Origin of the sequence: Azospirillum agricola (assembly GCF_020005195.1) — a bacterium.
GTDB lineage: Bacteria > Pseudomonadota > Alphaproteobacteria > Azospirillales > Azospirillaceae > Azospirillum > Azospirillum agricola.
Map to the genome: position 1 here is coordinate 83813 of NZ_JAIFZR010000002.1, position 26180 is coordinate 109992.

The 26180-nt window shown below is 70.3% G+C and carries 24 protein-coding genes; 10 read left to right on the forward strand and 14 right to left on the reverse strand.

Annotated features, from left to right (window positions below):
- Window positions 1–7: 7 nt before the first annotated feature.
- The 4 genes from JN22_RS03235 to ald all read right to left on the reverse strand — a co-directional run bounded on the left by JN22_RS03235 (window position 8) and on the right by ald (window position 5180).
- Window positions 8–916 carry an ABC transporter ATP-binding protein gene (locus JN22_RS03235; RefSeq protein ID WP_085552556.1) on the reverse strand — a complete coding sequence of 303 codons (909 nt, stop codon included), beginning with the start codon at window positions 914–916 and terminating at the stop codon, window positions 8–10.
- Window positions 913–2406 (reverse strand): high-affinity branched-chain amino acid ABC transporter permease LivM, encoded by a 1494-nt coding sequence (gene livM / locus JN22_RS03240; RefSeq protein ID WP_085552557.1) that lies wholly within the window; start codon window positions 2404–2406, stop codon window positions 913–915. Before livM ends, JN22_RS03235 begins: the two co-directional genes overlap by 4 nt.
- A 5-nt stretch (window positions 2407–2411) precedes the next feature.
- Window positions 2412–3317, reverse strand: coding sequence for an ABC transporter permease subunit (locus tag JN22_RS03245; protein WP_085552558.1), 906 nt, complete (start codon window positions 3315–3317; stop codon window positions 2412–2414).
- 744 nt (window positions 3318–4061) lie between these two features.
- Complete coding sequence (gene ald / locus JN22_RS03250) at window positions 4062–5180, reverse strand: alanine dehydrogenase (protein ID WP_085552559.1); 1119 nt, start codon at window positions 5178–5180, stop codon at window positions 4062–4064.
- A gap of 158 nt (window positions 5181–5338) precedes the next feature.
- Between ald and JN22_RS03255 the strand changes: the two genes are divergently transcribed.
- The gene (locus tag JN22_RS03255) at window positions 5339–5815 is read left to right on the forward strand and encodes an Lrp/AsnC family transcriptional regulator (RefSeq protein WP_085552560.1); all 477 of its coding nucleotides are present in this window, start codon (window positions 5339–5341) and stop codon (window positions 5813–5815) included.
- A gap of 116 nt (window positions 5816–5931) precedes the next feature.
- Here JN22_RS03255 and JN22_RS34735 read toward each other — a convergent pair whose 3' ends face one another.
- Window positions 5932–6060: a tautomerase family protein gene (locus JN22_RS34735; protein WP_263300728.1), complete on the reverse strand. Its 129-nt coding sequence runs from the start codon at window positions 6058–6060 to the stop codon at window positions 5932–5934.
- Window positions 6061–6126: 66 nt separating this feature from the next.
- Between JN22_RS34735 and JN22_RS03260 the strand changes: the two genes are divergently transcribed.
- Together JN22_RS03260 and JN22_RS03265 are read left to right on the forward strand one after the other, a co-directional pair.
- The gene (locus tag JN22_RS03260; RefSeq protein WP_247877480.1) at window positions 6127–6453 is read left to right on the forward strand and encodes a LysR substrate-binding domain-containing protein; all 327 of its coding nucleotides are present in this window, start codon (window positions 6127–6129) and stop codon (window positions 6451–6453) included.
- Between the two features lie 160 nt (window positions 6454–6613).
- Complete coding sequence (locus JN22_RS03265) at window positions 6614–9253, forward strand: response regulator (RefSeq protein ID WP_223677550.1); 2640 nt, start codon at window positions 6614–6616, stop codon at window positions 9251–9253.
- A 79-nt stretch (window positions 9254–9332) separates the two neighbouring features.
- On the opposite strand, the gene JN22_RS03270 is transcribed toward JN22_RS03265, so the two are convergent.
- From JN22_RS03270 to JN22_RS03280, 3 genes are all read right to left on the reverse strand, one after another.
- Window positions 9333–9677 carry a hypothetical protein gene (locus JN22_RS03270; RefSeq protein ID WP_085552562.1) on the reverse strand — a complete coding sequence of 115 codons (345 nt, stop codon included), beginning with the start codon at window positions 9675–9677 and terminating at the stop codon, window positions 9333–9335.
- 112 nt (window positions 9678–9789) lie between these two features.
- Window positions 9790–10803, reverse strand: coding sequence for an inorganic phosphate transporter (locus tag JN22_RS03275; protein ID WP_085552563.1), 1014 nt, complete (start codon window positions 10801–10803; stop codon window positions 9790–9792).
- Window positions 10804–10813: 10 nt separating this feature from the next.
- Window positions 10814–11458 (reverse strand): DUF47 domain-containing protein, encoded by a 645-nt coding sequence (locus tag JN22_RS03280; protein ID WP_085552564.1) that lies wholly within the window; start codon window positions 11456–11458, stop codon window positions 10814–10816.
- A 421-nt stretch (window positions 11459–11879) separates the two neighbouring features.
- Here JN22_RS03280 and JN22_RS03285 point away from each other — a divergent pair, with 421 nt between their 5' ends.
- The 3 genes from JN22_RS03285 to JN22_RS03295 all read left to right on the forward strand — a co-directional run bounded on the left by JN22_RS03285 (window position 11880) and on the right by JN22_RS03295 (window position 13278).
- Window positions 11880–12380 carry a hypothetical protein gene (locus tag JN22_RS03285; protein ID WP_085552565.1) on the forward strand — a complete coding sequence of 167 codons (501 nt, stop codon included), beginning with the start codon at window positions 11880–11882 and terminating at the stop codon, window positions 12378–12380.
- 297 nt (window positions 12381–12677) lie between these two features.
- Window positions 12678–12926 carry a hypothetical protein gene (locus JN22_RS03290; RefSeq protein ID WP_085552566.1) on the forward strand — a complete coding sequence of 83 codons (249 nt, stop codon included), beginning with the start codon at window positions 12678–12680 and terminating at the stop codon, window positions 12924–12926.
- Between the two features lie 76 nt (window positions 12927–13002).
- The gene (locus JN22_RS03295; RefSeq protein ID WP_085552567.1) at window positions 13003–13278 is read left to right on the forward strand and encodes a hypothetical protein; all 276 of its coding nucleotides are present in this window, start codon (window positions 13003–13005) and stop codon (window positions 13276–13278) included.
- Between the two features lie 84 nt (window positions 13279–13362).
- On the opposite strand, the gene JN22_RS03300 is transcribed toward JN22_RS03295, so the two are convergent.
- On the reverse strand, window positions 13363–13614 hold the full coding sequence (locus tag JN22_RS03300) for a hypothetical protein (protein ID WP_085552568.1): 252 nt from the start codon (window positions 13612–13614) through the stop codon (window positions 13363–13365).
- A gap of 327 nt (window positions 13615–13941) precedes the next feature.
- On the opposite strand from JN22_RS03300, the gene JN22_RS03305 reads away from it, so the two are divergent.
- From JN22_RS03305 to JN22_RS03320, 4 genes are all read left to right on the forward strand, one after another.
- Window positions 13942–17532 carry a PAS domain-containing hybrid sensor histidine kinase/response regulator gene (locus JN22_RS03305; RefSeq protein ID WP_085552569.1) on the forward strand — a complete coding sequence of 1197 codons (3591 nt, stop codon included), beginning with the start codon at window positions 13942–13944 and terminating at the stop codon, window positions 17530–17532.
- Between the two features lie 60 nt (window positions 17533–17592).
- Complete coding sequence (locus tag JN22_RS03310) at window positions 17593–18246, forward strand: response regulator transcription factor (protein ID WP_085552570.1); 654 nt, start codon at window positions 17593–17595, stop codon at window positions 18244–18246.
- Between the two features lie 139 nt (window positions 18247–18385).
- Entirely contained in the window at window positions 18386–19558 is a 1173-nt protein-coding gene (locus tag JN22_RS03315; RefSeq protein WP_085552571.1) for a DNA polymerase IV, read from the forward strand.
- Window positions 19559–19632: 74 nt separating this feature from the next.
- On the forward strand, window positions 19633–19953 hold the full coding sequence (locus JN22_RS03320) for a YgaP family membrane protein (protein ID WP_085552572.1): 321 nt from the start codon (window positions 19633–19635) through the stop codon (window positions 19951–19953).
- Between the two features lie 85 nt (window positions 19954–20038).
- Here JN22_RS03320 and JN22_RS03325 read toward each other — a convergent pair whose 3' ends face one another.
- The 5 genes from JN22_RS03325 to JN22_RS03345 all read right to left on the reverse strand — a co-directional run bounded on the left by JN22_RS03325 (window position 20039) and on the right by JN22_RS03345 (window position 26018).
- Window positions 20039–21226, reverse strand: a complete 1188-nt coding sequence (locus JN22_RS03325) for a Gfo/Idh/MocA family protein (protein WP_085552573.1) — start codon at window positions 21224–21226, stop codon at window positions 20039–20041.
- Window positions 21227–21240: 14 nt separating this feature from the next.
- A complete protein-coding gene (locus JN22_RS03330; RefSeq protein ID WP_085552574.1) occupies window positions 21241–22296 on the reverse strand; it encodes a sugar phosphate isomerase/epimerase family protein in 1056 nt (351 codons plus the stop codon).
- Window positions 22297–22500: 204 nt separating this feature from the next.
- Window positions 22501–23481, reverse strand: a complete 981-nt coding sequence (locus tag JN22_RS03335) for a substrate-binding domain-containing protein (RefSeq protein WP_085552575.1) — start codon at window positions 23479–23481, stop codon at window positions 22501–22503.
- 43 nt (window positions 23482–23524) lie between these two features.
- Window positions 23525–24553 carry an ABC transporter permease gene (locus JN22_RS03340; protein ID WP_085552576.1) on the reverse strand — a complete coding sequence of 343 codons (1029 nt, stop codon included), beginning with the start codon at window positions 24551–24553 and terminating at the stop codon, window positions 23525–23527.
- Entirely contained in the window at window positions 24525–26018 is a 1494-nt protein-coding gene (locus tag JN22_RS03345; RefSeq protein ID WP_085553393.1) for a sugar ABC transporter ATP-binding protein, read from the reverse strand. The genes JN22_RS03340 and JN22_RS03345 overlap by 29 nt, the downstream gene beginning before the upstream one ends.
- Window positions 26019–26180 lie beyond the last annotated feature (162 nt).

Below are 26180 nucleotides of genomic sequence, written 5' to 3' on the forward strand. Positions count from 1 at the left end.
CATCGCCTCACGCCCCCTTCTGAACGGGAGCCGCCGGATCGACCGCCGCGGCCGGCAGGTCCGCCGCCACCTCCGGCGGCAGCTCGGAATCCTCGTCCTCGCCCAGATAGGCGCGGATCACCGCCGGGTCGTTCCTCACCGACGCCGGATCGCCGTCGGCGATCTTCCGCCCATAGTCCAGCACCACCACATGGTCGGAGATGCGCATCACCACGCTCATGTCATGCTCGATCAGCAGCACCCCCATCCGGTGCCCGCCCGGCGTCCGGGTGTCGCGGATGAAGGTGAGGATTTCCGCCAGCTCCGCCGACTCGCGCGGGTTCAGCCCCGCCGCCGGCTCGTCCAGGCACAAGAGCACCGGCTCGGTGCACATCGCCCGCGCGATCTCCAGGCGGCGCTGCGCCCCGTAGGGCAGATTGCCCGCCTCCCAGTCGGCGAACTCGGTCAGCCGCACCCGCTCCAGCCAGTATTTCGCGAGATCCAGCGCCTCGCGCTCCGCCGCCCGGTAGCCGGGCAGCCCGAGCAGCCCGGCGATCGCGAAGCCCGACGCGTCCATCAGCTTGTTGTGCTGGGCGACGATCAGGTTCTCCAGAACGCTCATGCCGCCGAACAGGCGGATGTTCTGGAAGGTGCGCGCCACCCCGGCCTGCTGGGCGATGCGGTAGCCGGCCATGCGCTCCAGCAGGAACTCCCGCCCGTCGGCGTGGCGCAGCGTCAGCCGCCCGACGGTCGGCGTGTAGAAGCCGGTGACGCAGTTGAACAGCGTCGTCTTGCCCGCCCCGTTCGGCCCGATCAGCGCGGTGATCTCGCCGGCCCGCGCCTCGAAGGAGACGTCGTTGTTGGCGACCAGGCCGCCGAAGCGCATGGTCAGGTGTTCCACCGTCAGCAGCGGCTTGTCGGTCATCACGGCGCTCATCGGGCGGCTCCGGCGTTCTGGGCCTGGGGTTTGCGGCCGCCATGCAGCAGGATGGTCGGGTCGCGGTGGGCCAGCAGGCCGCGCGGCCGCCACAGCATGATCACCACCATGCCCATGCCGAAGGCCAGCATGCGGTAGTCGGCCAGCTCGCGGAAGGCTTCCGGCAGCCCGATCACCAGCAGCGTCGCCACCACCACGCCGATCTGCGAGCCCATGCCGCCGAGCACGACGATCGCCAGGATGATCGCCGATTCGATGAAGGTGAAGCTCTCCGGGCTGATGAAGCCCTGGCGGGTGGCGAAGAAGGAGCCGGCGAAGCCGCCGAACATCGCGGCGATGGCGAAGGCCGCCAGCTTCATGTTGGTGCGGTTGATGCCGAGCGACGCGCTGGCGATCTCGTCCTCGCGCAGCGCCTCCCAGGCGCGGCCCAGCGGCAGCTTGCGGACCCTGAGCGTGAACAGGTTGACCACCAGCGCCAGCGCCAGGATCAGGTAGTACAGGAAGACGATGCGGTGCAGCGAGGAGAACTCCAGCCCGAACAGCTCGTGGAAGGCGGCCATGCCCTCGGTCGGCGTGCGGGTGAAGTCGGCGATGCCGAAGAAGCTCGGGCGCGGGATGCCGGAGATGCCGTTGGGGCCGCCGGTGAACTGGTACCAGTTGACCAGGATGATGCGGATGATCTCGCCGAAGCCCAGCGTCACGATGGCGAAATAGTCGCCGCGCAGCCGCAGCACCGGGAAGCCGAGCAGCACCCCCGACAGCGCGGCCAGCAATCCTGCCAGCGGCAGGCAGACCCAGAAGCTGAGCCCGAAGTAATGCGCCAGCAGCGCGTAGCTGTAGGCGCCGACCGCGTAGAAGGCGACGTAGCCGAGGTCGAGCAATCCGGCCAGCCCGACCACGATGTTCAGCCCCCAGCCGAGCATGATGTAGGTCAGCAGCAGGATGCCGATGTCGAGGATCTGGCGGTCGGCGATCGGCGTCAGCGGCAGGAGGGCGGCGCCGATGATGGCGACCGGCGCGATGTATTTGGTGGCGTGCTGGACCTGGACGGCGACGCGGTCCATGCGGCGGTCGCGCTCGGCCTGGGACAGCTTGGAGCGCCCGGTGGTCAGCGTGATGGCGGCGCGCAGGGCGATGATGCCGCCGCCGGCGACCAGCACCAGGCGCAGCACCTGGGTCGGCATCGGCAGCACCAGCCCGACCCCGGCGCAGACCAGCGCCAGGACGAGCACCGGCAGGGCGAGGTTCTGGCGGATCAGCCCGAGCCCGAGGCGGCCCAGGAACACCAGGACGATGGAGGCGATGACCTCGTCGGGCCGCGCCTCGATGCCCAGTCCGGTCGGGCGGTCGATGGTGCGCAGGCCGACCAGCGGCAGGGTGAGCAGCAGCGCCACGAAGGCGGCGAGCCCGGCGTCGCGCAGGGTGCCCGGCCAGTCGACGGCGCGAGTGGCGGGGACGGCGGCGGCGGCGGTGTGGGACGGCATGGTCATGGCGCTCACACCTTCTCGATCTCGGGCCGGCCGAGCAGGCCGGTGGGGCGGAAGATCAGCACGAGGACGAGCAGGGTGAAGGTGGCGACGTCCTTCCACTCGGAACCGACATAGCCCGACCAGAAGGCCTCGATCAGCCCGATGACGACGCCGCCGAGCATGGCGCCGGGCAGCGAGCCGACGCCGCCGAGCACGGCGGCGGTGAAGCTCTTCACCCCGGCGAGGAAGCCGATGTAGAAGTCGATGACGCCGTAGATCAGCAGCACCATCATGCCGGCGACGGCGGCCAGGGCGGCGCCCATGACGAAGGTCAGCGAGATGATGCGGTCGACGTTGACGCCGAGCAGGCCGGCCATCTTCTTGTCCTGCTCGCAGGCGCGCTGGGCGCGGCCCAGCGAGGTGCGGTTGATCAGGATGGTGAAGCCGACCATCAGCAGCAGGGTGAGCACGATGGTGGCGAGCCGCACGTAGCTGACCGAGACGGCGCCGTCCATCAGGGTGAGGTTGCCGGGCAGGATCGGCTGCAACGGCTTGGAGCGCGCGCCCTGGAGGATCTGCATGTAGTTCTGCAGGAAGATCGACATGCCGATGGCCGAGATCAGCGGCGCCAGCCGCGGGCTGGAGCGCAGCGGCCGGTAGGCGATGCGCTCGACCGTCCAGCCATAGACGCTGGTGAACAGCATCGAGGCCGCCAGCATCAGCAGCAGCGCCAAGGGCACCCAGGTGATCCCCAGCGCGCCGATCGCCAGGAACGTGATCAGCGCCACGAACGCACCGATCATGTAGATCTCGCCGTGCGCGAAGTTGATCATCCCGATGATGCCGTACACCATCGTGTAGCCGATCGCGATCAGCCCGTAGATCGCACCAAGCGACAAGCCGTTGATCAATTGCTGTACAAAATAGTCCATCAGGCTGGCATCTCCCAGTCTTCCAGAACCGCGTCTCCCAGACGACCGGCTTTCGTTGACAGGTGGTGTGAGGGGTGCTGAGGCCGGTGGGCGGCCGTGTGTGGCGGCGAGGTTCCGGTTCGGACCGAACGGGGGAGGACGGACCGGACCGAGGCAGGGGACGCTTGGAACCCCGCCGCCGCACCCGCTTGCGGCGAAAGCCCCGCCAGAGGGATCCGGCGGAGGTGTCGCGGCGTCGGGATGATGCGGACGCGCCTTAACAGGCGCGGGCGCGCATCGCGAATTCCTGTGATCTTCGGCCAGTGCGGCGGGCGGCGCGGCGATGCGCCTGCTTCACCCGGTCGAAAGCGCGGTAAGCGACCATGCGAACAGTTCCCCCATACGCGGCGTGGCGTTCAGCCACGGCGTCCCGCGTCCCACCGGCATCGCTGCCGGTTTTGTGTTTTTGACGATGCAACGGCCATGACGGACGGAATCCCCGCCCGCTCCAACCCGGCCGGCGTTACACGCCGAGCCTTGCCCTGTTCAAAATCTGTTCTTAATTGGCGGCCCCGGCACTTTGGTGCCGGTGGCGTATGCTGACCCTTTTCTTGTTACAGACACGTAAAGCAACTCGATCCGTGGGCGCAACTCTCTCTTTCCGATGAGCGAAAAAAACAACAAACGTTCGAAAAATTTGGAAGGTTTCCGCAAAAAATTTCGATGTCCCCAAGGGCGCGAGATATTTTCTTCGCTTTCAAGCAATCAGACCCCCAGCAGCGCCTGCGGGTCGTGGAACGGGTGGCCGAGGGCTTCCGCCACCGCCGGATGGGTGATGCGGCCGTCATGGACGTTCAGCCCGTCGCGCAGATGCCCATCCTCGGCCAGCGCCCGGCGCCAGCCCTTCCCGGCCAGCGCCTGGACGAAGGGGAGGGTGGCGTGGTTCAGCGCCTGGGTCGAGGTGCGGGCGACCGCCCCCGGCATGTTGGCGACGCAGTAATGGACGATGCCATCGACCAGATAGGTCGGGTCGGAATGGGTTGTGGCGTGGCTGGTCTCGAAACAGCCGCCCTGGTCGATGGCGACGTCGACCAGCACCGAGCCCCGGCGCATCCGGCCCAGTTGCGCGCGCGACACCAGCTTGGGTGCGGCGGCGCCCACCACAAGCACGGCGCCGATCACCAGATCGGCGTCGGCGACCAGCCGGTCGAGCGCGTCGGCCGAGGCGTAGACCGTCTTCAGCCGAGGCCCGAACAGGTCGTCGAGCTGGGCGAGGCGCGGCACGGAGCGGTCGGCGATCACCACGTCGGCGCCTAGCCCCATCGCCATGCGCGCCGCGTTGGCGCCGACCACGCCGCCGCCGATGACCAGCACCTTGCCCGGCAGCACGCCCGGCACGCCGCCCAGCAGCACGCCGGAGCCGCCCGCGCTCTTGTGCAGGGCGGTCGCGCCGACCTGGATCGCCATGCGCCCGGCGATCTCCGACATCGGCGCCAGCAGCGGCAGGCGGCCCTGGCGGTCGGTCACCGTCTCGTAGGCGATGGCGGTGCAGCCGCTCTCCATCAGCAGCCGCGCCTGCTCCGGATCGGGGGCGAGATGCAGATAGGTGAAGAGGAGCTGGCCGGGGCGCAGCCTGCGGCATTCTGTCGGCTGCGGTTCCTTGACCTTGACAATCATCTCCGCCGTGGAGAAGACATCCTCGGCGCTTCCCGCTATGGTGGCTCCGGCGGCCCGGTAATCCTCGTCGGAAAAGCCGATCTCCGCGCCCGCGCCGGTCTGGACGAGCAACTCGTGTCCATCCGCCGCCAGTTCGCGCACCGAGCCCGGCGTCAGCCCGACGCGGTACTCGTGGTCCTTGATTTCCTTCGGAACACCGAGGCGCATGGGCGTTGGTTCCTCTTGAAAAATTCAGCGGGGCGGATTGTCACCGTAAGGTCACTATACGCCGGGCGAATGGGGAGGATCTTTGCAAAGCCTTGCATGATTCGGCGATAATGGGCGGGTGCCTTCGCACGATCGCTCAAACTTTCGAACAAAGTTGCATGCACGCCCTCGACGCCCTCGATCACAAGATCCTCCGCCTGCTCCGCAAGGACGGCCGCATGAGCAACGCCAAGCTGGCGGCGGAGGTCGGGCTGTCGCCGTCGGCCTGCCTGCGCCGCCTGCACATGCTGGAGCATTCCGGCGTGATCCGGGGCTACACCGCCATCGTCGAGACCACCGACGCGGACCGTTCGGTCACCGTCATCGTGCAGATCACGCTGGAGCGGCAGACCGACGACTATCTTCGCCGATTCGACGCCGCCGTCCGCCGCTGCCCGGAGGTGCGGGAATGCTATCTGCTGTCCGGCAGTTCCGATTACCTGCTGCGGGTGGTGGCGCAGGACGCGGCGGATTACGACCGGCTCTACAAGGAGTCGCTGTCGCGCCTGCCCGGCGTGGTGCGCATCCAGTCGAGCTTCGCCATCCGCAGCGTGATCCGTCCGGGGATGACGATGGTGGACGAGCCGGCGGGCTGAGAGGGATCTCGCGATCATGGCCTCATGCCCGCTATACGACGTCGTATGAAAGGCCGCGCGGCGCTCCCCCGCCGGGGGGCAAGGGTTGGAGCAAGGGCGGGGGAAAGGGGCGACGCCTACGCCGCCAGCTTGCCGGCGATGCAGCGGTGCTCCTGCGTCCGTCCGCCATAGCCGTAGGCGTCGGCCTGCACCTCGTGGACCAGGATGTAGCTCTCCTCGTGCAGCGGCCCCAGCACCTCCGCCATGAAGGCGAAGATCGCCTGGAGATGGCGGCCTTCTCGTCCTTGGTGTTGGTGCCGTCGACCAGCTTGATGTCCAGCCAGAAGCTGCCGCTCGCCCTGTTCGACCCCCCGTGCAGCTTCCGCACGGCGGCGCTCGACGCGCTGGCGGCGGCTGGGAGGGCGTCGCGCGTCGCGGTGACCAGCCCCAGCCTCGCCGGGCTGCGCGCGGCGGTGGAGGCCGGCGTCGGGCTGACCGTGCGGACCCGCCACAGCCTGACCGGGCCGCTGCTGGCCGACGTCGGCGCGGAGTTGGCGCTGCCGCCCTTGCCGACCGCCGCCTTCTGCCTGTACGCCGGCGGTGACGAGCGCTGGCCGGAACGCGAGGACTTCCTGGAGATGTGCCGCCGCCTGGGGTGAGGCCGCCTGGGGTGAGGCGGCCAGGGCGCGGACCGGCTGGACCCGGAATTGGCGCGGGCGCGGCCTTGGCGGATGTGATAGTTTGGACCTGAAGGTTTTTGCGTGTCCGGACGACATCCAGGGGGGACGGTTGAGCCGTTTGGTCCGAGGCTCTTTGGCGGTGGCGATCGTCCTGTCCGCGATGATGGGCAACGCGGCGCTGATGGTGCACCGCGATTACCAGGACACGGTGCAGCGCCGCTACTCCATGGTCCGCGACATGACCAGGGTGGTGGAGGAGCATGTCCACCGGGCGATCCGGGGGGCCGCCATCTCGCTCGACCAGACGGCGGCGATGGTGGCGGAGGCCGGCGGCATCGACGCCGTCCGCGACCTGGACCACTGGAAGCGGCTGCGCGAATACGCCGCCCATGTCGACGGCGGCGAGTCGATCTGGCTCATCGACGCGCGGGGGCGCGCGGTTCTGGAAAGCACCAGCTTTCCCGGCCGGCCGCTGACGGTGCCCGACCGTGACTATTTCCGCGCGGCGCAGGAGAGCGACCGGCTGTTCGTCGGTCCGGCGGTGATCGGGCGGACGCCCGAGCGGCGGATGGTCTTCACCGTCTCGCGCCCGCTGCGCGACCAGGAGGGGACCTTCGTCGGCGTCGCCGCCGTGGCGATGAGCGTCGATTACCTGACCGGCTTCTACGACCTGCTGGGCTTCGACTTCAACCCGCTGATCGGCGTCTACCGGCCGGATGGCACGGTGGTCGGCCGCCGCCCCGACATGCGGGACATGGTCGGGCGCAGCGTCGCCGGCGGGCTGCTGTTCCAGAGCAAGCTGAAGGAGGCGCCGGAGGGGACGTACGTCTCCCCCTCGGTGCTCGACGGCGTGTCGCGCTTCGCCGCCTACCGGACCATGCGCGACTACGGCCTGATCGTCCTGGCCGGCATCGAGCAGACGGAGGCGCTGGCCGAATGGCGGTCGCGCGCCGTCGACACGATCGTCGAGGCGCTGGTCGGCAGCCTGATCATCCTGCTGACCATGGGCTGGGGCTTCCGCTACCTCGACCGCGAGAGGCGGACGCAGCTCCAGCTCGTCGAGGCGCGGGAGACCGCCGAGCGGGCCGGCGCCGAGCGCGACGAGGTGACCCGGCTGGCCGGCGAGCTGACCCGCGCCAAGGAGGCGGCGGAAGCGGCCAACCGGGGCAAGGGGGAGTTCCTCGCCAGCCTCAGCCACGAGCTGCGCACGCCGCTGAACGCGGTGATCGGCTTCTCCGACCTGATCGCGCGGGAGTCGGAGGGGCCGGTCGGGGTTCCCGTCTACCGGCACTTCGCCGCCAACGTCCGTGATTCCGGCCAGCATCTGCTGGAACTCATCAACGAGATCCTCGACCACGCGCAGGCGGAGGCGGGAAACCTGCGACTCGTCGAGGGGCGCGTCGATCTCGACGCCGCCGCCACCTTCGCCGTCCGCATGCTGACGCCGCGCGCCGAGCGGGCCGGGGTGACGCTGGCGGTCATGGTGGCGCCCGGTGCGCGCTTCCTGCGCGGCGACGAGCGGCGCCTGCGCCAGATCCTGCTGAACCTGATCGCCAACGCGGTGAAATACACGCCGTCGGGCGGGTCGGTGACGGTGACCGCCGGGCTGGAGGCCGGAGCGCTGGAGATCCGCGTCATCGACACCGGCTTCGGCATCCCGCCGGAGGATCTGGAGCGGGTGATGGAGCCGTTCGGCCGGGTCGACAGCGCGGTCAACCGCCGGGTCGAGGGCACCGGCCTCGGCCTGCCGCTGACCCGGCGGCTGGTGGAGCTGCACGGCGGCACCCTGTCGCTGCGCAGCACGCTGGGCGTCGGCACCACGGTGACGGCCCGCCTGCCGGGCGCGCGCGTCCTGCCGGTGGAGCCGGACAAGGCGGAGCCGGGGGAGATGCGGCCGGCCCCGTCCCGCGGCGACGGGCCGCTGACCGTTCTGCTGGTGGAGGACGACCCGATCATCCGCATGGGGACGGCGGAGCTGCTGCGCGAGTGGGGGCATGCGGTGGTCGAGGCGGCGAACGCCAACGCGGCGCTGGTCGTGCTGACGGGAAAGGAGCCGCTCGACCTGCTGTTCACCGACGTGGTGATGCCGCCCGGCATGCCCGGCACCGAGCTGGCCCGGCACGCGCAACGGCTGCGGCCGGGGCTGCCGGTCCTGTTGACCTCGGGTTTCGCGGCCCATGCGGTGGGGGCGGGCGACGGCATCGGGCCGGAGGTCGCCATGATCGCCAAGCCTTACGCCCCCGAGGATCTGCGGCAGCATCTGGCCCGCGCCGCCGCCGTCCGGGCCGGACGCCGGAAGGCCGCCCCCGAGATGGCGGCTTCCGGAACAACCGCCGAGGCGCCGATGACCGGCGCCGCGCCGTCCGCCGGCCCGGCCGGCCGCGCGCCGCGCCTGCTGATCGCCGAGGATCTGGAGATCAACCGCGAGCTTCTGGCCGCCATCTTCCAGCAGAGCGGGTACGGGCTGGATCTCGTCGCCGACGGCGCCGCGGCGGTGGAGGCGATGCGCGGCGGGGCCGATTACGACCTCGTGCTGATGGACGTCCACATGCCGGTGATGAACGGGCTGGAGGCGACCCGGTTGATCCGCGCCATGCCGCCGCCGCGCGGGACCGTGCCCATCCTCGCCCTGACCGCCGGGAACATGCCCGAGGAGATCGCGGAATGCCGGCGCGCCGGGATGGACGGCCATGTCGGCAAGCCCTACGACCGTGCCCGTCTGCTGCGGGAGGCGGCGAAAGCCATCGACGACGCCCGGACCAGCGCGTCGCGCGTCTGACCCGATTCGGCACGGCGACGCCGGCGCGAGGGCGGGTGGCGCCGATGGAAAGCGTGGGGAGCGGGCGGGGAAACGGCCGTCAGGCCGGGTCGAAGACCTGCGGGAAATGCGCCAGCCGGCGGCCGAACAGCCCGGCGGCCGAGGCGGTGCCCCCCTTGCCGCGCGCCTTCTCCGTCGCCGGGGTGGCGGGGGCCGGCATGGTGGTGGTGGGCAGGGCGGCGGCGGTCAGGGGGCCGGCAGGCACGGCGGCAGGCAGGGCGGCGGTGGGGCGGGCGCGGCGCTCCTCGTCGCGCGGAGGGGCGTAGAAATGCAGGGTCAACTGGCCGTCGGGTTCCGCCGCGTAGGGCAGACCGGGAACCGTCCGGCGCTCCGTGCCCGGAAGAACATACTGATCGCCTTGATCGGTGCGCTCGATGTGCGGCATGTACCGGTGTCCTGTCTCGACCCCAGCGATTCTGCCGTTCCCGACCGTCCGGGTCAAGGCCATGCTTGCGTGCGAACGGCTCAACCCGTTCGCGCCGCATGTTTTTTCCCTCTCAGGGGAGCAGAAGGGCCGCCGTGACGAGGTAGGAGACGTAGGCGACCGTCGCCGAGGCCGGAATCGTCAGCACCCAGGCCCAGACGATCCGCCCCGCCAGCCCCCAGCGCACCGCCGAGGTGCGTCGGGCGGAGCCGACTCCGACGATGGCGCCGGTGATGGTGTGGGTGGTGGACACCGGGATGCCGAGCCACGTCGCGCCGAACAGCGTGATGGCGCCCGCCGTCTCGGCGCAGAAGCCCTGGTAGGGCTTCAGGTCGGTGATGCGCGAGCCCATGGTGCGGACGATGCGCCAGCCGCCCATCAGCGTGCCCAGCCCCATCGCCGCCTGGCAGGCCAGGATGACCCAGAAGGGGACGTAGAAGCTGTCGCCCAGCATGCCCTGGCTGAACAGCAGCACGGCGATGATGCCCATCGTCTTCTGCGCGTCGTTGCCGCCGTGGCCCAGGCTGTAGAGGGCGGCGGAGACGAGCTGCCAATGGCGGAACTGGCGGTCCACCGCGAAGGGCGGCGCCTTGCGCAGCGCCCACGAGATGATCAGCACCAGCAGCAGCGCCAGCAGCAGGCCGATGGTTGGCGACAGCACGATCGCGACGGCGGTCTTGAAGAAGCCGCTGCCGACGATGGCCCCCACCCCCGCCTTGGCGATGCCGGCCCCGGCCAGCCCGCCGACCAGCGCGTGCGAGGAGGAGGAGGGCAGCCCCAGCCACCAGGTGAACAGGTTCCAGCCGATGGCGCCGCACAGCGCCCCCAGGATCACCGCCGGGTCGATGACCGACGGCTCGACCAGCCCGGTGCCGATGGTGGTGGCGACGTGCAGGCCGAAGAACAGGAAGGCGATGAAGTTGAAGAAGGCCGCCCAGGCGACGGCCAGCTTCGGGGACAGCACGCGGGTCGACACCACGGTGGCGATGGAGTTCGCCGCGTCGTGCAGCCCGTTGATGAAGTCGAAGGCGAGCGCCACCAGGATGATGAAGGCGAGCGCCGGCAGGCCGATCTGAAGGGCGTCCATCGGCGGGATCTCAGACCTGATCGAGCGTGATGCCCGCGACGAGGTCGCCGACGTCGTCGCAGCGGTCGGTCACCGCCTCCAGCATCTCGTACAGCTCGCGCCGGCCGAGGAAGGCGATCATGTCCGGCCGCTCGGCGATCAGCGCCTGGAGCGCGTTGCGCAGGATGTCGTCGGCCTCGTCCTCCAGATCCGACAGCCGGCCGCAGAGCTGGCCGATGCGGTCGGCGTTGCGGGCGATGGCGCCGAGCAGCGGCATCAGCTCGACCAGCACGCCGGCCTGCTGGCGGATCAGCGCCACGAAACGGCGCATCGGGTCGTCGAAGCTGACGACCCCGTACAGGCCGGCGTGGCGCGGCACCTCGTCCATCAGGTCGATGGCGTCGTCCAGCGCGTTGATCAGTGACAGGATGTCGGAGCGGTCGAACGGCGTGATGAAGGCGCGGTGCAGGTCGCGCCCGGCCTCCTTGGCGATGTGGTCGGCGTCCTTCTCGACCTTCTTCAGCGCGGCGATGCGCTGGGGGCGTTCGTCGGGGCTGGCGTCCATGACCGCTTCCAGCGCGGCGGCGGCGGCCACGATGTGGCGGGCCTGCTCGACGAACTGGTCGACGAAGCGTTCCTCCTTCGGCATCAGCGAACGGAATGCGCGGAGCAGCATGGGACGGTATCTCTTGTGCGTGAACTGGCGCGCCGCTCATAACACGCTTCGCGGGCGCGTGCAGCGGCGACTGTCATCCGAACGTCATAAAATCGACATCCGGCTTTCGGAAGGCCCCGCACTGCGGCATTTCCGCCCGCCCGCCAGGGCCGGCGGGCGATCGACGCGGGCGGAGTGTCTTCGACGCGGACAGGCACGGATTCCGGCTGTGCCGGCTCGCCGGAGGACACGGTATGGGATGGTTCGGCCATCCATGTTCATCCCTGGATACCGGAAACCGTCCATGTCTTGAAGAATTTTCTCCTTCCGCTTTGCCCCGGTCAACCGCAGCATGTCATGCTGGAGTCATCCTGCCCGCCCTGGACAGCCGGCGGAGCCGCCCCAACATGGGGGAGGGACACCCGAACCACGGACGCCGACCATGAAGACCCCGTTCGCCGCCGCGACCTTCGCCATCGCGCTCACCCTTTCGCCGCTGGCCGCGCGGGCGCAGGGCGCCGCCGCGCCGGACAGTTGCAGCCCGACCGTGTCGGCGGCGCTGGAGACCTGGGACCTGGGCATGGCGGCGGCCGAGCGGTTCGGCGAGAAGGCGGTGGCGCTGGCCCGCGAGAAGGGGCGGGAGTATCTGCTTCCCCTGCTGGGCATCGATCCGAAGACGCCCCCCTCCTCGGCGCATCCCGACGCGGAGCGCACCACCGACGACGTCGCCCGCGCGGTCGAGGCCAGCCGCAACGACCCCAAGCGCCGGGCCGAGCTGTGCGTCGCCGTCACCCGCGCGATGAACGAGGCGCGCGACACCGCCGCCAACACGGCGGGGGCGGGGCTGGACGCGCTGCGCCGCGCGGTGGAGGGGCTGCGCTCCACGCTGCCCGCCGCGCCGGCGGCGCCCGCTCCGGCTCCGGACGGCGCCATCAGGACCTGATCCGGCCGGACGGTGCCGAACCGGCGTTGTTTATCAAGTGGGGACGGCCGCAATCCTCCGCGCGAATTCGCCGGGCTGGCCCCGCAAAAAATCACAGGCGGAATAAACACGCTTCGCCCATGTTCTTCCTCGTGAGCCTCGGGGCTGCTTCGGGGCGGGGTGAGGGTGCGGCGGATTTGCCATGGCTCGCGGATTTGTCACAATCCAGGGTCATAGGCCCAATTGCAGCGTTCCTCACCAAGGTCTAGGTTGTTCGTGTAACCAACCAAAATCCCTCCTGCGGGGAAGGTGCCATCCATGAATCTGCACGGTCTGGCCAGCGATATGGTGAAAACCGCTCTGGCCTGCGAAAGGACGCTCCCCGGACGGGCGGGCGCCGACGATCACGATCTGGCGTTGCACATCATGAAGGAACCGGACATCGCCTGGCACGTCTGCGAGACGTACGCCCGCGTCACCCAGGTTTCCATCGAGGAACTGCCGGTCAGCCAGCTGCGCGGCCTCATCAGCGACATCGTGCTGTCCAAGCTTCCCCGTTACGACTGAGTTCCGCGATCCCAGGGGCCGGAGTCATCCGGGAGTCTTCTCTTCTCCCTCAATCCACAGACTTTGTGGTGCCGCCATGGCGATCGAACTTCATTCCTTCACCGTTACCCTGGCCATCGCCGACGCCTCCGGCTGCGCCAGCGCCGCCGAGCATCGCGCCCGCGTGTGGAAGGCCGTGTCCGAACTGTCGGAGGCGGTGCGCTCCGCCGGCATGGCCAAGGAGGCGCGTTTCCGCGGCCAGGACCGCTGCGGCCATGTGCTTTTCGAGGCGACCGACACCGGCGCCGCCTTCCTGCGCGGCCTGCCGGCCATCGCCCGCGTCGACACCGGACGGGTCGCCGTCCATCACTGACCGGCACTGACCGGCACTGACCGGCACTGACCGATTCGTGTCCGTCCCGCCGCCAGCGGCGGGACGGCTCACGTCATTGCGATCTCACCGCACGCGGTGGCGCAGGGGGCGGACGTTGCTTTCGCTTTCCTCCGCCTCTTCCGTGGGGCGGACCTTCTTGAGCTGAACCACGAAGCGTTCGGCGCCGTTCTCCATCACGGCGATCCCCGTCAGCCCATGCGCCCAGTCGCAGGGGACGACGTGGATTTCCTTGATGGTGGCGGTGCCGGCCGCAAGCTCCGCGCGGTCGAGGACGACATCCCCGACCCGAAATCCCAAATACGCGTCGATCAGCATTCTGTTGGGCGTCCGTCTTCCGTTGGGCGTCGAACCGGGGCCGGCCCGATGCCGGCCGACCCGTGACGGCCCATCTTGCCACAGATTGGGTCGGTTGCGACGCATTCCCATGACAATCGGTCGGGCTGCCGCTTGGTTCCCGTCCGGGCGATTCCGCCGGGGTCGCCCGGATGCCCCCTACCTTGGTTCCGGTGTGCCTGAAAAACAGGCAATCGCCGGGGCCGCCGTTGGCGGCGCTTCGGCCGATGGGCTAGGGTGGGGGGACGCCGGGGGCCATGGGCGCTCAAGCCCCTCGGGGGTGTGCGCAATCGCGGAAGGTTTCTCGCCGTGCAGAGTTGGCTGGTGCTGGCCGTGTCGGCGGCCTATCTGGGCGTGCTGTTCGCCATCGCGTGGTGGGGCGACCGCCAGACCGACCCGCGCGCCGGGGGCGGGGCGGGCGGCGGCCGGGCGGGCGGCGGCGCCCTGGTCTCGCTGACCTCGCGCTGGGCGGCGGTCTTCTACGCGCTGACGCTGTGCATCTACAACACGAGCTGGAGCTTCTACGGATCGGTCGGCCGGGCGTCGGCCAGCGGCTTCGACTTCCTGCCGATCTATCTCGGGCCGACCATCCTGCTGCTGTTCGCCCGGCCGGTCTTCCTGAAGACCATCGCCATCACCAAGGCGCAGAACGTCACCTCGATCGCCGATTTCATCGGCGCCCGCTACGGCAAGAGCCAGGCGGTGGCGGCGCTGGTCACGCTGACGGCGCTGGTCGGCGTGCTGCCCTACATCGCGCTGCAACTGAAGGCGGTCGCCGCCAGCTTCGACGTGCTGACCGCCCCGGCGCTGGCGGCGGCGACGGCGCAGCCGCCCTTCTGGGGCGACACCGCCTTCGCGGTCGCCGGGGCGATGGCGGTCTTCAGCATCCTGTTCGGCGTCCGCCACATCAACGCCAGCGAGCACCACCGCGGCCTGATGCTGGCCATCGCCTTCGAGAGCCTGGTCAAGCTGGCGGTCTTCCTGGCCGTCGCCGCCTTCATCGTCTACGGCATGTTCGACGGGTTCGGCGACCTGCTGTCGCGGCCGCAGGCGGCGCCGCTGCTCGATCCCGATTTCCTGCACCCGACCTGGTGGTCGAACACGGCGATCTCGGTCGTCGCCTTCCTCTGCCTGCCGCAGATGTTCCACGTCCTGTCGGTGGAGAACGAGAACCCGCGCCATGTCCGCGCCGCCGCCTGGATGTACCCGTCCTACCTGCTGGCGCTGAGCCTGCTGATGATCCCCATCGCGGTCGCCGGGCTGGTCACCTTCGGTGGCGGCATGGTCAACCCCGACACCTTCATGATCACCCTGCCGATCGCCGCCGGGGCGAACGGCTTCAGCCTGCTGTCCTTCATCGGCGGGCTGTCGGCGGCGACCGGCATGGTCATCGTCGCGGCGGTGTCGCTCAGCACCATGCTGTGCAACGACGTGGTGATGCCGCTGCTGCTGCGCCGGCCGCGCTTCGCCGCCCGGCTGGGCAGCGGCGAGACGGGGCGCGACATGGTCGGCACGCTGCTGCTGGTGCGCCGGCTGTCAGTGGTCGGCATCCTGCTGCTCGCCTACGCCATGCACCGGCTGGTCGACAAGGGCTACCCGCTGACCGTCATCGGGCTGCTGTCCTTCGTCGCGGTGGCGCAGTTCGGGCCGGCCTTCTTCGGGGCGCTCTACTGGCCGCGCGCCAACCGGGTGGGGGCGCTGGCCGGGATGGGCGCCGGCTTCCTCGTGTGGATCCACACGCTGCTGGTGCCGGCGATGGCCCGCATCGTGCCGATTCCGGCCGGTTTCCTGGATGACGGCCCCTGGGGCATCGGCTGGCTGGCGCCGGGGGCGCTGTTCGGGATCGAGGGGCTCGACCCGATCTCCCACGCCAGCCTGTGGAGCCTGCTCGCCAACCTGACCGCCTTCGTCGCCGGCTCGCTGCTGGCGCGGCCGAGCGCGGTGGAACGCACCCAGGCCGTCGCCTACATCGAGACCCGCTTCGCCGACAGGGAGGAGAGCCGTCCCTTCGCCCGCTCCCCGGCGCGGCTGGACGATCTGCGGGCGCTGGCCGTCCGCTTCGTCGGGGCCGAGCGCGGCAACGCCGCCTTCGACGCCTATGGCGCCGGCCGGGGCGGAAGGGCCGGGCCGGCCGATCTCGACGCCGTGCGTTTCACCGAGACGCTGATCGCCGGGGCGGTGGGCGCCGCCTCGGCCCGCGTGGTGATGGCGGCCTCGCTGCAAGGGCGCTCGCTGTCGCGCGGCGACGCCATGGCGATGCTCGACGAGGCGTCGGAGGCTCTTCTCTTCAACCGCAAGCTGTTGCAGGAGACGCTGGAGAACATCGGCCAGGGCGTCTGCGTGATCGACGCCGAGTTCCGGGTGGCCGCCTGGAACCGCCGCTACCTGGAACTGCTCGACCTGCCGGCGGACATGGTGCGGGTCGGCGTTTCCTTCGGCGACCTGATCCGCTTCAACACCGCGCGCGGCGAGTACGGCGTGCGCGACCTGCGGGATCTGCTGGTCGGCCGCGAGGCCGCGGGCCAGAGCTGGCCCTACCGCTACGAGCGCCGCCGCCCCGACGGCACGGTGCTGGAGATCGTGGTCAACCCGATGCCGGAGGGCGGCTACGTCTCGACCTACGCCGACGTGACCGAGCGCTACCGAGCCGCCGAGGCGCTGCGCGAGGCCAACGAGAGCCTGGAGCACCGCGTGCGCGAGCGCACCGACGCGCTCCAGCAGGCCAAGGCCGAGGCCGAGGCCGCCAACGCCAGCAAGACCCGCTTCCTCGCCGCCGCCAGCCACGATCTGCTGCAACCGCTGAACGCGGCGCGGCTGTTCGTCTCGGCGCTGGAGGAGAGCGTGCGGGAAGCCGCGCCGGGGCCGGACCAGCGCGCGGCGGAAGGGGCGATGGCCGACAACGCGGCGGCCGCGCTGCGCTCGACCGAGATGCTGCTGGGCGGGCTGCTCGACATCTCCTCGCTGGACGCCGGCAACGTGCGGGCCAAGATTCGGACCTTCGCCATCGGCGAGCTGCTGAGCGGGCTGGGCGTCGAGTTCTCCGCCCTGGCGCAGGAGCGCGGGCTGACCCTGCGGGTGGTCGGCTGCGGCGCCGTGGTGCGCTCGGATCCGCAGCTCCTGCGCCGGGTGTTGCAGAATTTCCTGGCCAACGCCATCCGCTACACGCCGAAGGGACGCGTGCTGCTGGGCTGCCGGCGGCGTGGCGGGGCCTTGCGCATCGAGGTGTGGGACACCGGCCCCGGCATTCCCGAGAACAAGCGCGGCGAGGTGTTCGAGGAGTTCCGCCGGCTGGGCGGCGACGGCGCCGGAAGCGTCGCCGATCACCGGCTGGGGCCGGGTGGCCTGGGGCTCGGGCTGGCCATCGTCGACCGCATCGCCAAGCTGCTCGGCCATCCGGTGACGCTGCGCTCCACCCTGGGGCGCGGCACCGGCTTCGCGGTCGAGGTGCCGGTGGCCGAGCATCGCGCCGTCTCCGCCGCCCGGCCGGCGGCCGCGCCCGCCGGGCAGCTGGCCGGCGGCCTGCTGGTGCTGTGCATCGACAACGAGGAGGCGATCCTCGCCGGCCTGCGCGCCCTGCTCGGCCAGTGGGGCTGCCGGGTGGCGACCGCCTCGGGGGTGGAGGGCGCGCTGGCGGCGCTGGACGGGGCGCTGCCCGATGTGGTCTGTGTCGATTATCACGTCGGCGGCGGGCTGACCGGCCTGATGGTGCTGGAACGGCTGCGGGAACTGTGGGACCGTCCGGTGAAGGGGCTGCTGATCACCGCCGACCGTTCCGAGATCGTGCGGGCGGAGGCCGAGCGCGCCGGTTGCGGCGTGCTCTACAAGCCGGTCAAGCCGGCCTCGCTGCGCCGCTTCCTCAATGGGGCGGCCTTGCAGACGACGGCGGTGGCGGAGCGTTAGGGAAGGGGCCGGAACCGGCGGTACAAGCCGGACGGCGCGGACAGGGGGGAGACGCGGGCCATGACCCGGACGACGATTGTCATCGGCGACGACCATCCGCTGGTCCAGGCGGCGCTGCGCGACGCGCTGGGCAAGGCGATGCCCGAGGTCGCGGTGGTCGAATGCCTCGACCTCGATTCGGTGATGGCGGCGGTGGCGGAGCGGCCGGACGACGTCGACCTCGTGCTGCTCGACCTCAACATGCCGGGGACCAACGGTTTCGCCGGGCTGTTCCTGATGCTGGCCCACCACCCGACGGTGCCGGTCGCCATCCTGTCGGCCTTGCAGGATTCCGACACCATCCGCCGGGCGCTGGCCTACGGCGCCTCGGGCTACATCCCGAAATCCCTGTCGATGGCGGCGATGGCCGACGCCATCCGCGCCATCCTCGGCGGCGCCGTCTGGGCGCCGCCGCTGGGCGGGCTGGGCAGTCCGGAGGCCGACGAGGCGGAGGCGGCCCGCCGTTTCGCCAGCCTCTCGCCGCAGCAGTTGCGCATCCTGACCATGATCGTCGACGGCAAGCTGAACAAGCAGATCGCCGGCGAGCTGAACGTCTCGGAGCAGACGGTGAAGGTCCATGTCTCCAGCATTCTGCGCAAGCTGAACGTGGTCAGCCGCACCCAGGCGGCGGTGGTCGCCGGCAAGCTGGCGGTGGAGGGGGACGTGCTGCGCTGAGTCCGGCCGCCGTTGGAGTGTTCCTCGTTCGTACTCAAGGACTGGTCCGGTTCGCCGCAGTCTGCTAAGCAGAACCGCGTGGCTCCTGGCGGGACTTGGGGAATTCCGCGTGGGGCAGCCGGGGAGCATAGGGCACGCCATGACCGCATCCTGCGTCTGCCGCGACTGCGCCGCCGCCCTGCGCGGGGACGCGGCGCGCTGCCCGAAATGCGACAGCCGGCGGCTGTTCCGCCATCCGGAACTGCACGCGCTGCCCATCGGCCACATCGATTGCGACAGCTTCTACGCCACGGTGGAGAAGCGCGACCGGCCGGAGCTGGCCAGCCGCCCGGTGATCGTCGGCGGCGAGGACCATCGCGGGGTGGTGGCCGCCTGCTGCTACGTCGCGCGCATGTCGGGGGTGCGCTCGGCAATGACGATCCGCGAGGCGCTCGACCGCTGCCCCGACGCGACGATCATCCGGCCCGACCACGCCAAGTACCGGGAGGTCGGCCATCAGGCCCGCGCCATCATGGCCGCCTTCACCCCGCTGGTCGAGCCGATCAGCATCGACGAGGCCTATCTCGACCTGACCGGCGTCGAGGAGCGGCTGAGCATCAGCCCGGCCCAGGCGCTGGTGGAGATCGTCCGCCGCTTCGAGACGGACCTGCGCATCACCGCCTCCATCGGCCTCAGTTACAACAAGCTGCTGGCGAAGATCGCGTCCGATCTCGACAAGCCGCGCGGCTTCTCGGTGCTCGGCCGGGGCGAGGCGGCGGCCTTCCTGGCGCCCAGGCGCGTCACCATCCTGTGGGGGGTCGGCCCGGCGCTGGAGCGCAGGCTGTTCACCGACGGCATCACCCGCGTCGGCGACCTCCAGGACAAGGACGAGCATTGGCTGGTCAAGCGCTACGGCGCCATGGGCCGCGTGCTGTTCAACTTCGCGCGCGGCGAGGACCAGCGCCGGGTCCAGCCGGAATCGGTCAGCAAGAGCATCTCGTCCGAGGAAACCTTCGACTGGGACATGACCACCCTGCCGGCGCTGATCGAGGAACTGCGCCCGCTCGCCGCCAAGGTCGCCCGCCGGATGGAGCGCGAGGGGCTGCTCGGCCGCAGCGTGGTGCTGAAGCTGAAGACCAAGGATTTCCAGCAGCTCACCCGCTCCCGCCGGGTCGAGCCGACGCGCTCGGCCGACGCCATCCTCGCCGCCGGGCTGGCCCTGCTGGAGCGCGAGGTGGACGGTCGCGCCTTCCGCCTGATCGGCATCGGCTGCACCGACCTGACCGATCCCGAAAGCGCGCCCGATCCGGAACTGGATCTGTTCGGCGGCTGAGGGACGGCGGAACAGGAGGCCGCTCCGGCCGTTGGAAGGGGCACACTGACACGCACCCTTTCCACGGAGTCGCCATGAGCGCCCAATCCACCATCCGCCACGCCTACGACAGCGCCTTCCATGGCGACCAGAATCTCGGATTCGGCGAGCGGGTCCTCTCGACCGGCCTCGGCCTCGCCGTCGCGGCCGGCGGCCTGCGCAAGGGGGCCAGCGTGCCGGGAGCGATCATGGGGCTGGTCGGCGCCGCCCTCGTCGCGCGCGGCATGAGCGGCCACTGCCCGATCAAGGAACGGCTGGAGGGCGGCGGCTCGCACGAGCGGCTTGGCTGGAGCGAGGGTTCGTCGCACGACCGGGCCGAGGCGCCTCCGGTTTCGGAGATGACCCGCAGCTATTGAGGGGGCGCGAGGGAACGACCGCCCAGCGACCCTTCGTCATGCCCGTGCCAAGCACGGGCATGACGTGTCGGATGAGCCGCCGGCCTCACAGTTCCACCCAGGCCGCGTCGCGGCGGCTGGATTCCACGGCGGCGTGGATGAAGCGGACTCCCCGCAGGCCGTCCTCGACCGTCGGCAGATCCGCCGCCGCGTCGGGCGGCGGGCGCCCCTCCAGATGGGCGGTGATCAGGTCGGCGGCGTCGCGGTAGATCTGCGCGAAGCCCTCCAGATAGCCCTCCGGGTGGCCGGCCGGGATGCGCGACGCGCGGGTCGCGGCGGGCAGGGCGCCCGGTCCGTTCCGCAGGATCGTCCGCGCCGGCTCGCCCAGGGGCGAGACGCGCAGCTCCTCCGGGCGCTCCTGCTGCCATTCCAGCCCGCCCGCCTCGCCGTAGATCCGCAGTTTCAGGTTGTTGGTGTTGCCGGGACAGACCTGGCTGGCCCACAGCATCCCGCGCACGCCCGACCCGTAGCGCATCAGGATGTGGGCGTTGTCGTCCAGGCTGCGGCCGGGAACGAAGGAGGACAGGTCGGCGGCCAGCGACCGGCAGGCCAGCCCCGACACGTATTCCGCGAGCTGGAAGGCGTGGGTGCCGATGTCGCCGATGCAGCCGCCGGCCCCGCTGAGCGCCGGGTCGGTGCGCCACGCCGCCTGTTTCTGGCCGGTCGCCTCGACCGGGGTGGCCAGCCAGTCCTGCGCGTACTCGACCTGCACCACCCGCAGCGGCCCCAGCGCGCCCGCCGCGACCATGGCGCGGGCCTGCCGGATCATCGGGTAGCCGCTGTAATTGTGGGTGAGCACGAAGGCCAGCCCGCGGTCGCGGACCAGCGCCGCCAGCTCCTCCGCCTGTTCGATCGTGTGGACCAGCGGCTTGTCGCAGATCACATGGATGCCGGCTTCCAGGAACGCCTTGGCCGCCGGGTGGTGCAGATGGTTGGGGGTGACGATCGCCACCACGTCGATGCCGTCGTCCCGCGCCGCCTCGGCCGCCGCCATGGCGGTGAAGTCGGCGTAGCGGCGGTCCGGCGCCAGGAACAGCTCGGCGCCGCTCGCCCGGTTGCGGTCCGGGTCGGACGACAGGGCGCCGGCGACCAGCTCGTAGCGGTCGTCGAGGCGGGCGGCGATGCGGTGCACGCCGCCGATGAACGCCCCTTGCCCGCCGCCGACCATGCCCAGCCGCAGGCGCCGCCCGAGGGGTGTCGGGGTGGGGGGCGGGGATGCGCCGTTCTTGCCCATGATGCCTCTTCTCCTCACCCCAGCCCGAGGATGCGGCGGTTCGCGGCGAGGTCGGTTCCGGCCTCGGCGAAATCGTCGAAGGCGCGGTCGGTGACGCGGATGATGTGGTCGTTGATGAAGCGGGCGCCCTCGGCGGCGCCCTGCTCGGGATGCTTCAGGCAGCATTCCCATTCCAGCACCGCCCAGCCGTCGAAGCCGTACTGGGTGAGCTTGGAGAAGATGCCGCCGAAATCGACCTGCCCGTCGCCCAGCGAGCGGAAGCGCCCGGCGCGCTCCGGCCAGGAGGCGTAGCCGGAATAGACCCCCTGGTAGGCGCTCGGGTTGAACTCCGCGTCCTTCACATGGACCATGCGGATGCGGTCGTGGAAGACGTCGATGTAGGAGAGGTAGTCGAGCTGTTGCAGCACGAAGTGGCTGGGATCGTAGAGGATGTTGCAGCGCCTGTGGCCGCCGACGCGGTCGAGGAACATCGCGAAGGTGGTGCCGTCGAACAGGTCCTCGCCGGGGTGGACCTCGTAGCAGAGGTCGCAGCCGGCCTCGTCGAAGGCGTCGAGGATCGGCCGCCAGCGCCGCGCCAGCTCGTCGAAGGCGGTCTCGATCAGGCCGGGCGGGCGCTGCGGCCAGGGATAGAGGAAGGGCCAGGCGAGGGAGCCGGAGAAGGTCGCGTGCGCCGTCAGGCCGAGATTGGCCGACGCCTTGGCCCCCAGCATGAGCTGTTCCACCGCCCAGGCCTGGCGGGCCTCCGGACGGCCGCGCAGCTCCGGCGGCGCGAAGCCGTCGAACATGGCGTCGTAGGCCGGATGCACGGCGACGAGCTGGCCCTGGAGATGGGTCGACAGCTCGGTCAGCGCGACGCCCGCGTCGGCCAGGACGCCCTTCACCTCGTCGCAATAGGCGGCGCTGGTGGCCGCCTTTTCCAGATCGAACAGGCGGCGGTCCCAGGAGGGTATCTGCACGCCCTTGAAGCCCAGACCGGCGGCCCAGCGGGCGATCCCCTCCAGGGAGTTGAACGGCGCCGCGTCGCCGGCGAACTGCGCCAGGAAAATGGCGGGTCCCTTGATCGTCTTCATCGACGTCCTCTCCATCCGATGCGCCGGTGTCGAACCGCCCTGCTCGCGAAATCCGCCCCGCCCGTCATGGCCGGGCTTGGCCCGGCCATCCACGCGCAACCTTTGTCCTGGAATTTGCGGCCCTGGATGCCCGGCTCAAGGCCGGGCATGACGTGGGTCGGGGGATGGTCGCGATGTGCGGTGCGATGCCCTGCCGAACCCTTCTCAGTAGGGCGAGTCCGGGAAGTAGAAGTCCTTGGCGTTGTCCTTGGTGATCAGCGCCGAGGGGATGATGTGGGTGGCCGGCAGCGCCGCGCCCTTCAGCCGGGCCTCGGCCGTCAGCTTGATGGCGTCGTAGATGAACTTCGGCGAGTAGGACACGTCGGCCTGGATCAGCGGGTTGGAGCCGTCGAGGATGGTCTTCACCATGGTCTTGGAGCCGGCGCCGCCGAAGACCTCCTTGATGTCGGTCCGCTTGGCCTGCTCGATCGCCTTGAGCACGCCGAAGGCCATGTCGTCGTCGGCCGCCCAGACGACGTCGATCTCCTTGAAGCGGGTCAGATAGTCCTGCGTCACCTTGAAGGCGTCGTCGCGGTTCCAGTTGGCGTATTTGGCGTCGAGAATCTTGATGTCCGGGTGCTTCTTCATCACCTCGGTGAAGGCGTTCCAGCGCTCGTTGTCGATGGTGGTGGCGATGCCGCGCAGCGCGACGATGTTCGCCTTCCCATTGTACTTCTTCGCGATGTATTCCGCCGGGATGCGGCCGAAGGCGGTGTTGTCGCCGGCGATGTAGGCGTCCTGCGCACTGGTGTCGGTCAGGCCACGATCGACGACGGTGACGTAGACGCCCTTCTTCTTGGCCTGGGCCACCGGCTGGGTCAGGGCGGCGGACTCGAAGGGGAAGATCACGAGGCTGTCGATCTTGGTGACGGTCACCAGATCCTGGAGCTGGTTGGCCTGCTCGGGCGCGCCGCCGGCCGTCTTGATGGTGATCTTCAGGTTCGGGTGGGCCTTCTCCAGCTCCTTCTTGGCCTCGTTGGCCCACCAGACGATGCCGCCGGTGAAGCCGTGGGTGGCCGCCGGGATGCAGACGCCGAGCTTCACCGTCTCCGCCGCCAGGGCGAACCCGCCGGTCCCGGCCAGCGCTGCCAAGGCCGCGCCGGCGCCGAGGACAGCGCGCCGGGTGACTGTCGCAACTTCCGTCATGACGTTTTCTCCACCGTTGTTTTCTGGTTGGTCCATGATGGCTTCACGGCCGCCGCCGTTGCAGGAAGGCGACGGCGATGATCACGCAGCCCTGCACCGCCGCGTTCAGGTAGACGCTGATGATGCTGGTCAGGTTCAGGATGTTGCTGATGACCGACAGCAGGATGGCGCCGATCACCGTGCCGGCGACGCGCCCCTCGCCGCCCTTGAAGGAGGTGCCGCCGACGATGACCGCCGCGATCGCCTCCAGCTCCCACAGCAGGCCGGTGGTCGGCGAGGCGGAGCCCAGGCGCGGCACGTAGAGCACCGTCGCGATGCCGACGCAGGCGCCGAGCAGCCCGTAGGTCAGCAGCTTCACCCGGTCGACGTCGACCGCCGCGTAGCGCGCCACCAGCTCGTTCGAGCCGATGGCCTGGACGTAGCGGCCGAAGGGCGTGTGGTTCAGCAGCACCGCGCCGGCCACCGCCACCAGGACGAAGATCCAGACCGGCGTCTGGATGCCGAGCAGGCTGCCGTAATAGACCGGGCTGTAGACGTCGGCGAGGTCGCTGTCGAGCGTGATGGCGCCGCCGTCGGACAGCCAGGTCAGCACCGCGCGGAAGATGCCGAGCGTGCCGAGGGTCACGATGAAGGGCTCGATCCGCCCGCGCGTGATGAGAAATCCGTGCGCCAGCCCGAAGGCGCCGCCCAGCGCCACGGCGGCCAGCATGCCGACCACGACCACCAGCACCGGCGAGCCGAGCGACCCGGCCAGCGCGTTCATAGCCAGGATCATCACGCCGGCGATCAGCGCCGCCATCGAGCCGACCGACAGGTCGATGCCGCCGGAGATGATGACGAATCCCATGCCGATCGCGATGATTCCGATGAAGGCCGTGCGCGTCAGCACGTTCATCCAGTTGTCCCAGGTCGCGAAATCCGGGTTCAGCAGGGTGCCGACGACCAGCAGCAGCCCCAGCCCGATCAGCGGGCCGTAGCGGTGCGGGTCGAAGCGCCGGGACGGCGCCTTCGGCTTGCCGGCCGCGTCCGCGCCGGGAGGCGTGTCAGTGGCGGGGGTGGGTGCCGATGGCATGGGCAATCAACTCCTCTTCGGTCAGCCGCTCGGCGGGCAGGGTCGCCGTCACCCGGCGGCCCCGCATCACGATCACCCGGTGGCACAGCCCGATCAGCTCGATGAGTTCCGACGAGACGACGATCACGCCCCGCCCCTCGGCGGCCAGCCGCTCGACCAGGAAATAGATGTCGCGCTTGGCCCCGACGTCGACGCCGCGCGTCGGCTCGTCGAGCACGAACACGCGCGGGTCGGGCTCCAGATACTTGGCGATCGCCAGCTTCTGCTGGTTGCCGCCGGACAGGGAGGAGGCCCGGCCCTCCGGGTCGCCGCGGACGCCGAAGGCGGCGACGGCGCGTCCCAGCGCCTCGTCCTCCGAACGGCCGGACAGCAGGGGGTGCGCGTGGCGGTCGAGCGTCATCAGGGTGAGGTTGTCCCGCAGCGGCCGGTTCACATGCAGGCCCTTGCCCTTGCGGTCCTCGCTCAGATAGGTCAGGCCGTGGCGCATCGCCTCGCGCGGGCTGCGCAGGCGAACCTCCCGGCCTTCCAGCGTGACGCGGCCGGCGCTGTGCGGGCGCAGGCCCAGGATGCCCTCGAACAGCTCGGTGCGGCCGGCGCCGACCAGCCCGGCGAAGCCCAGGATCTCGCCGGGCCACAGATCGAAATCCACCGCCTCCGCCCAGCCCGGCACCGTGAAGCCGCGCACCGACATCAGCGGCGTGCCCGACGTCGGTGCCACCCGCTTGGCCGGGAACAGGTCGGTCAGCTCGCGGCCGACCATCAGCGTCGCCATGTGGTGGCGCGAGGTCTCGGCGGTGGGGGCGCGGGCGACGAAGCGGCCGTCGCGCATCACGATGACCTCGTCGGTGATGCGCTCCACCTCGTCCAGCTTGTGGGAGATGTAGACGATGGTCACGCCGTCGCGCTTCAGCCGCCCGATCAGGGCGAACAGGCGCTCGCACTCGGCCGGGGTCAGGCTGGCGGTCGGCTCGTCCATGATCAGCAGGCGGGCGTTGCGGACCTGCGCCTTGGCGATCTCGACGAGCTGCTTCTCGGCGACGATCAGGTCGCGCACCTTGAGGTCGGGGTCGCCCTCGAAGCCGACCTGGCGCAGGGCGTTCTCCGCCTTCCGGCGCATCGCCCGGTCGTCGAGCAGCCAGCCGCGCCGGATCTCGTGGCCGAGGAACATGTTCTGGGCGATGGTCAGGTCGTCGGCGAGGCTGAGTTCCTGGTGGATCAGCACGATTCCCTGCTGCTCGGCCTCGCGCGACGAGGCGAAGCGCCGGGGCTCCCCGTCGATGCGCAGGGTGCCGGCGGTGGGGGCGTGGTAGCCGGCGAGGATCTTCATCAGGGTCGATTTGCCGGCCCCGTTCTCGCCCAGCAGACCGTAGACGCGGCCGGGCTGAAGCTCGACGCTGACGCCGTGCAGCACGCGGACGGCGCCGAATTCCTTGGTGATGCCCTCGAAGGCGACATGCAGGCTCATGGCGCCGCCTTTCGCGGAGACCATCGCGGCCCGTGCCGTTCCTCCTGCCGCGACCGGGCGACACCCGGACGAACGAGATCGGCCATGACGTTTCTCCCGATGCGGAGCGTGTCGTCCGGGGGCCGGGGCGCCCGTCGCCGCTTCCTTCAGTCCGTCCATCAT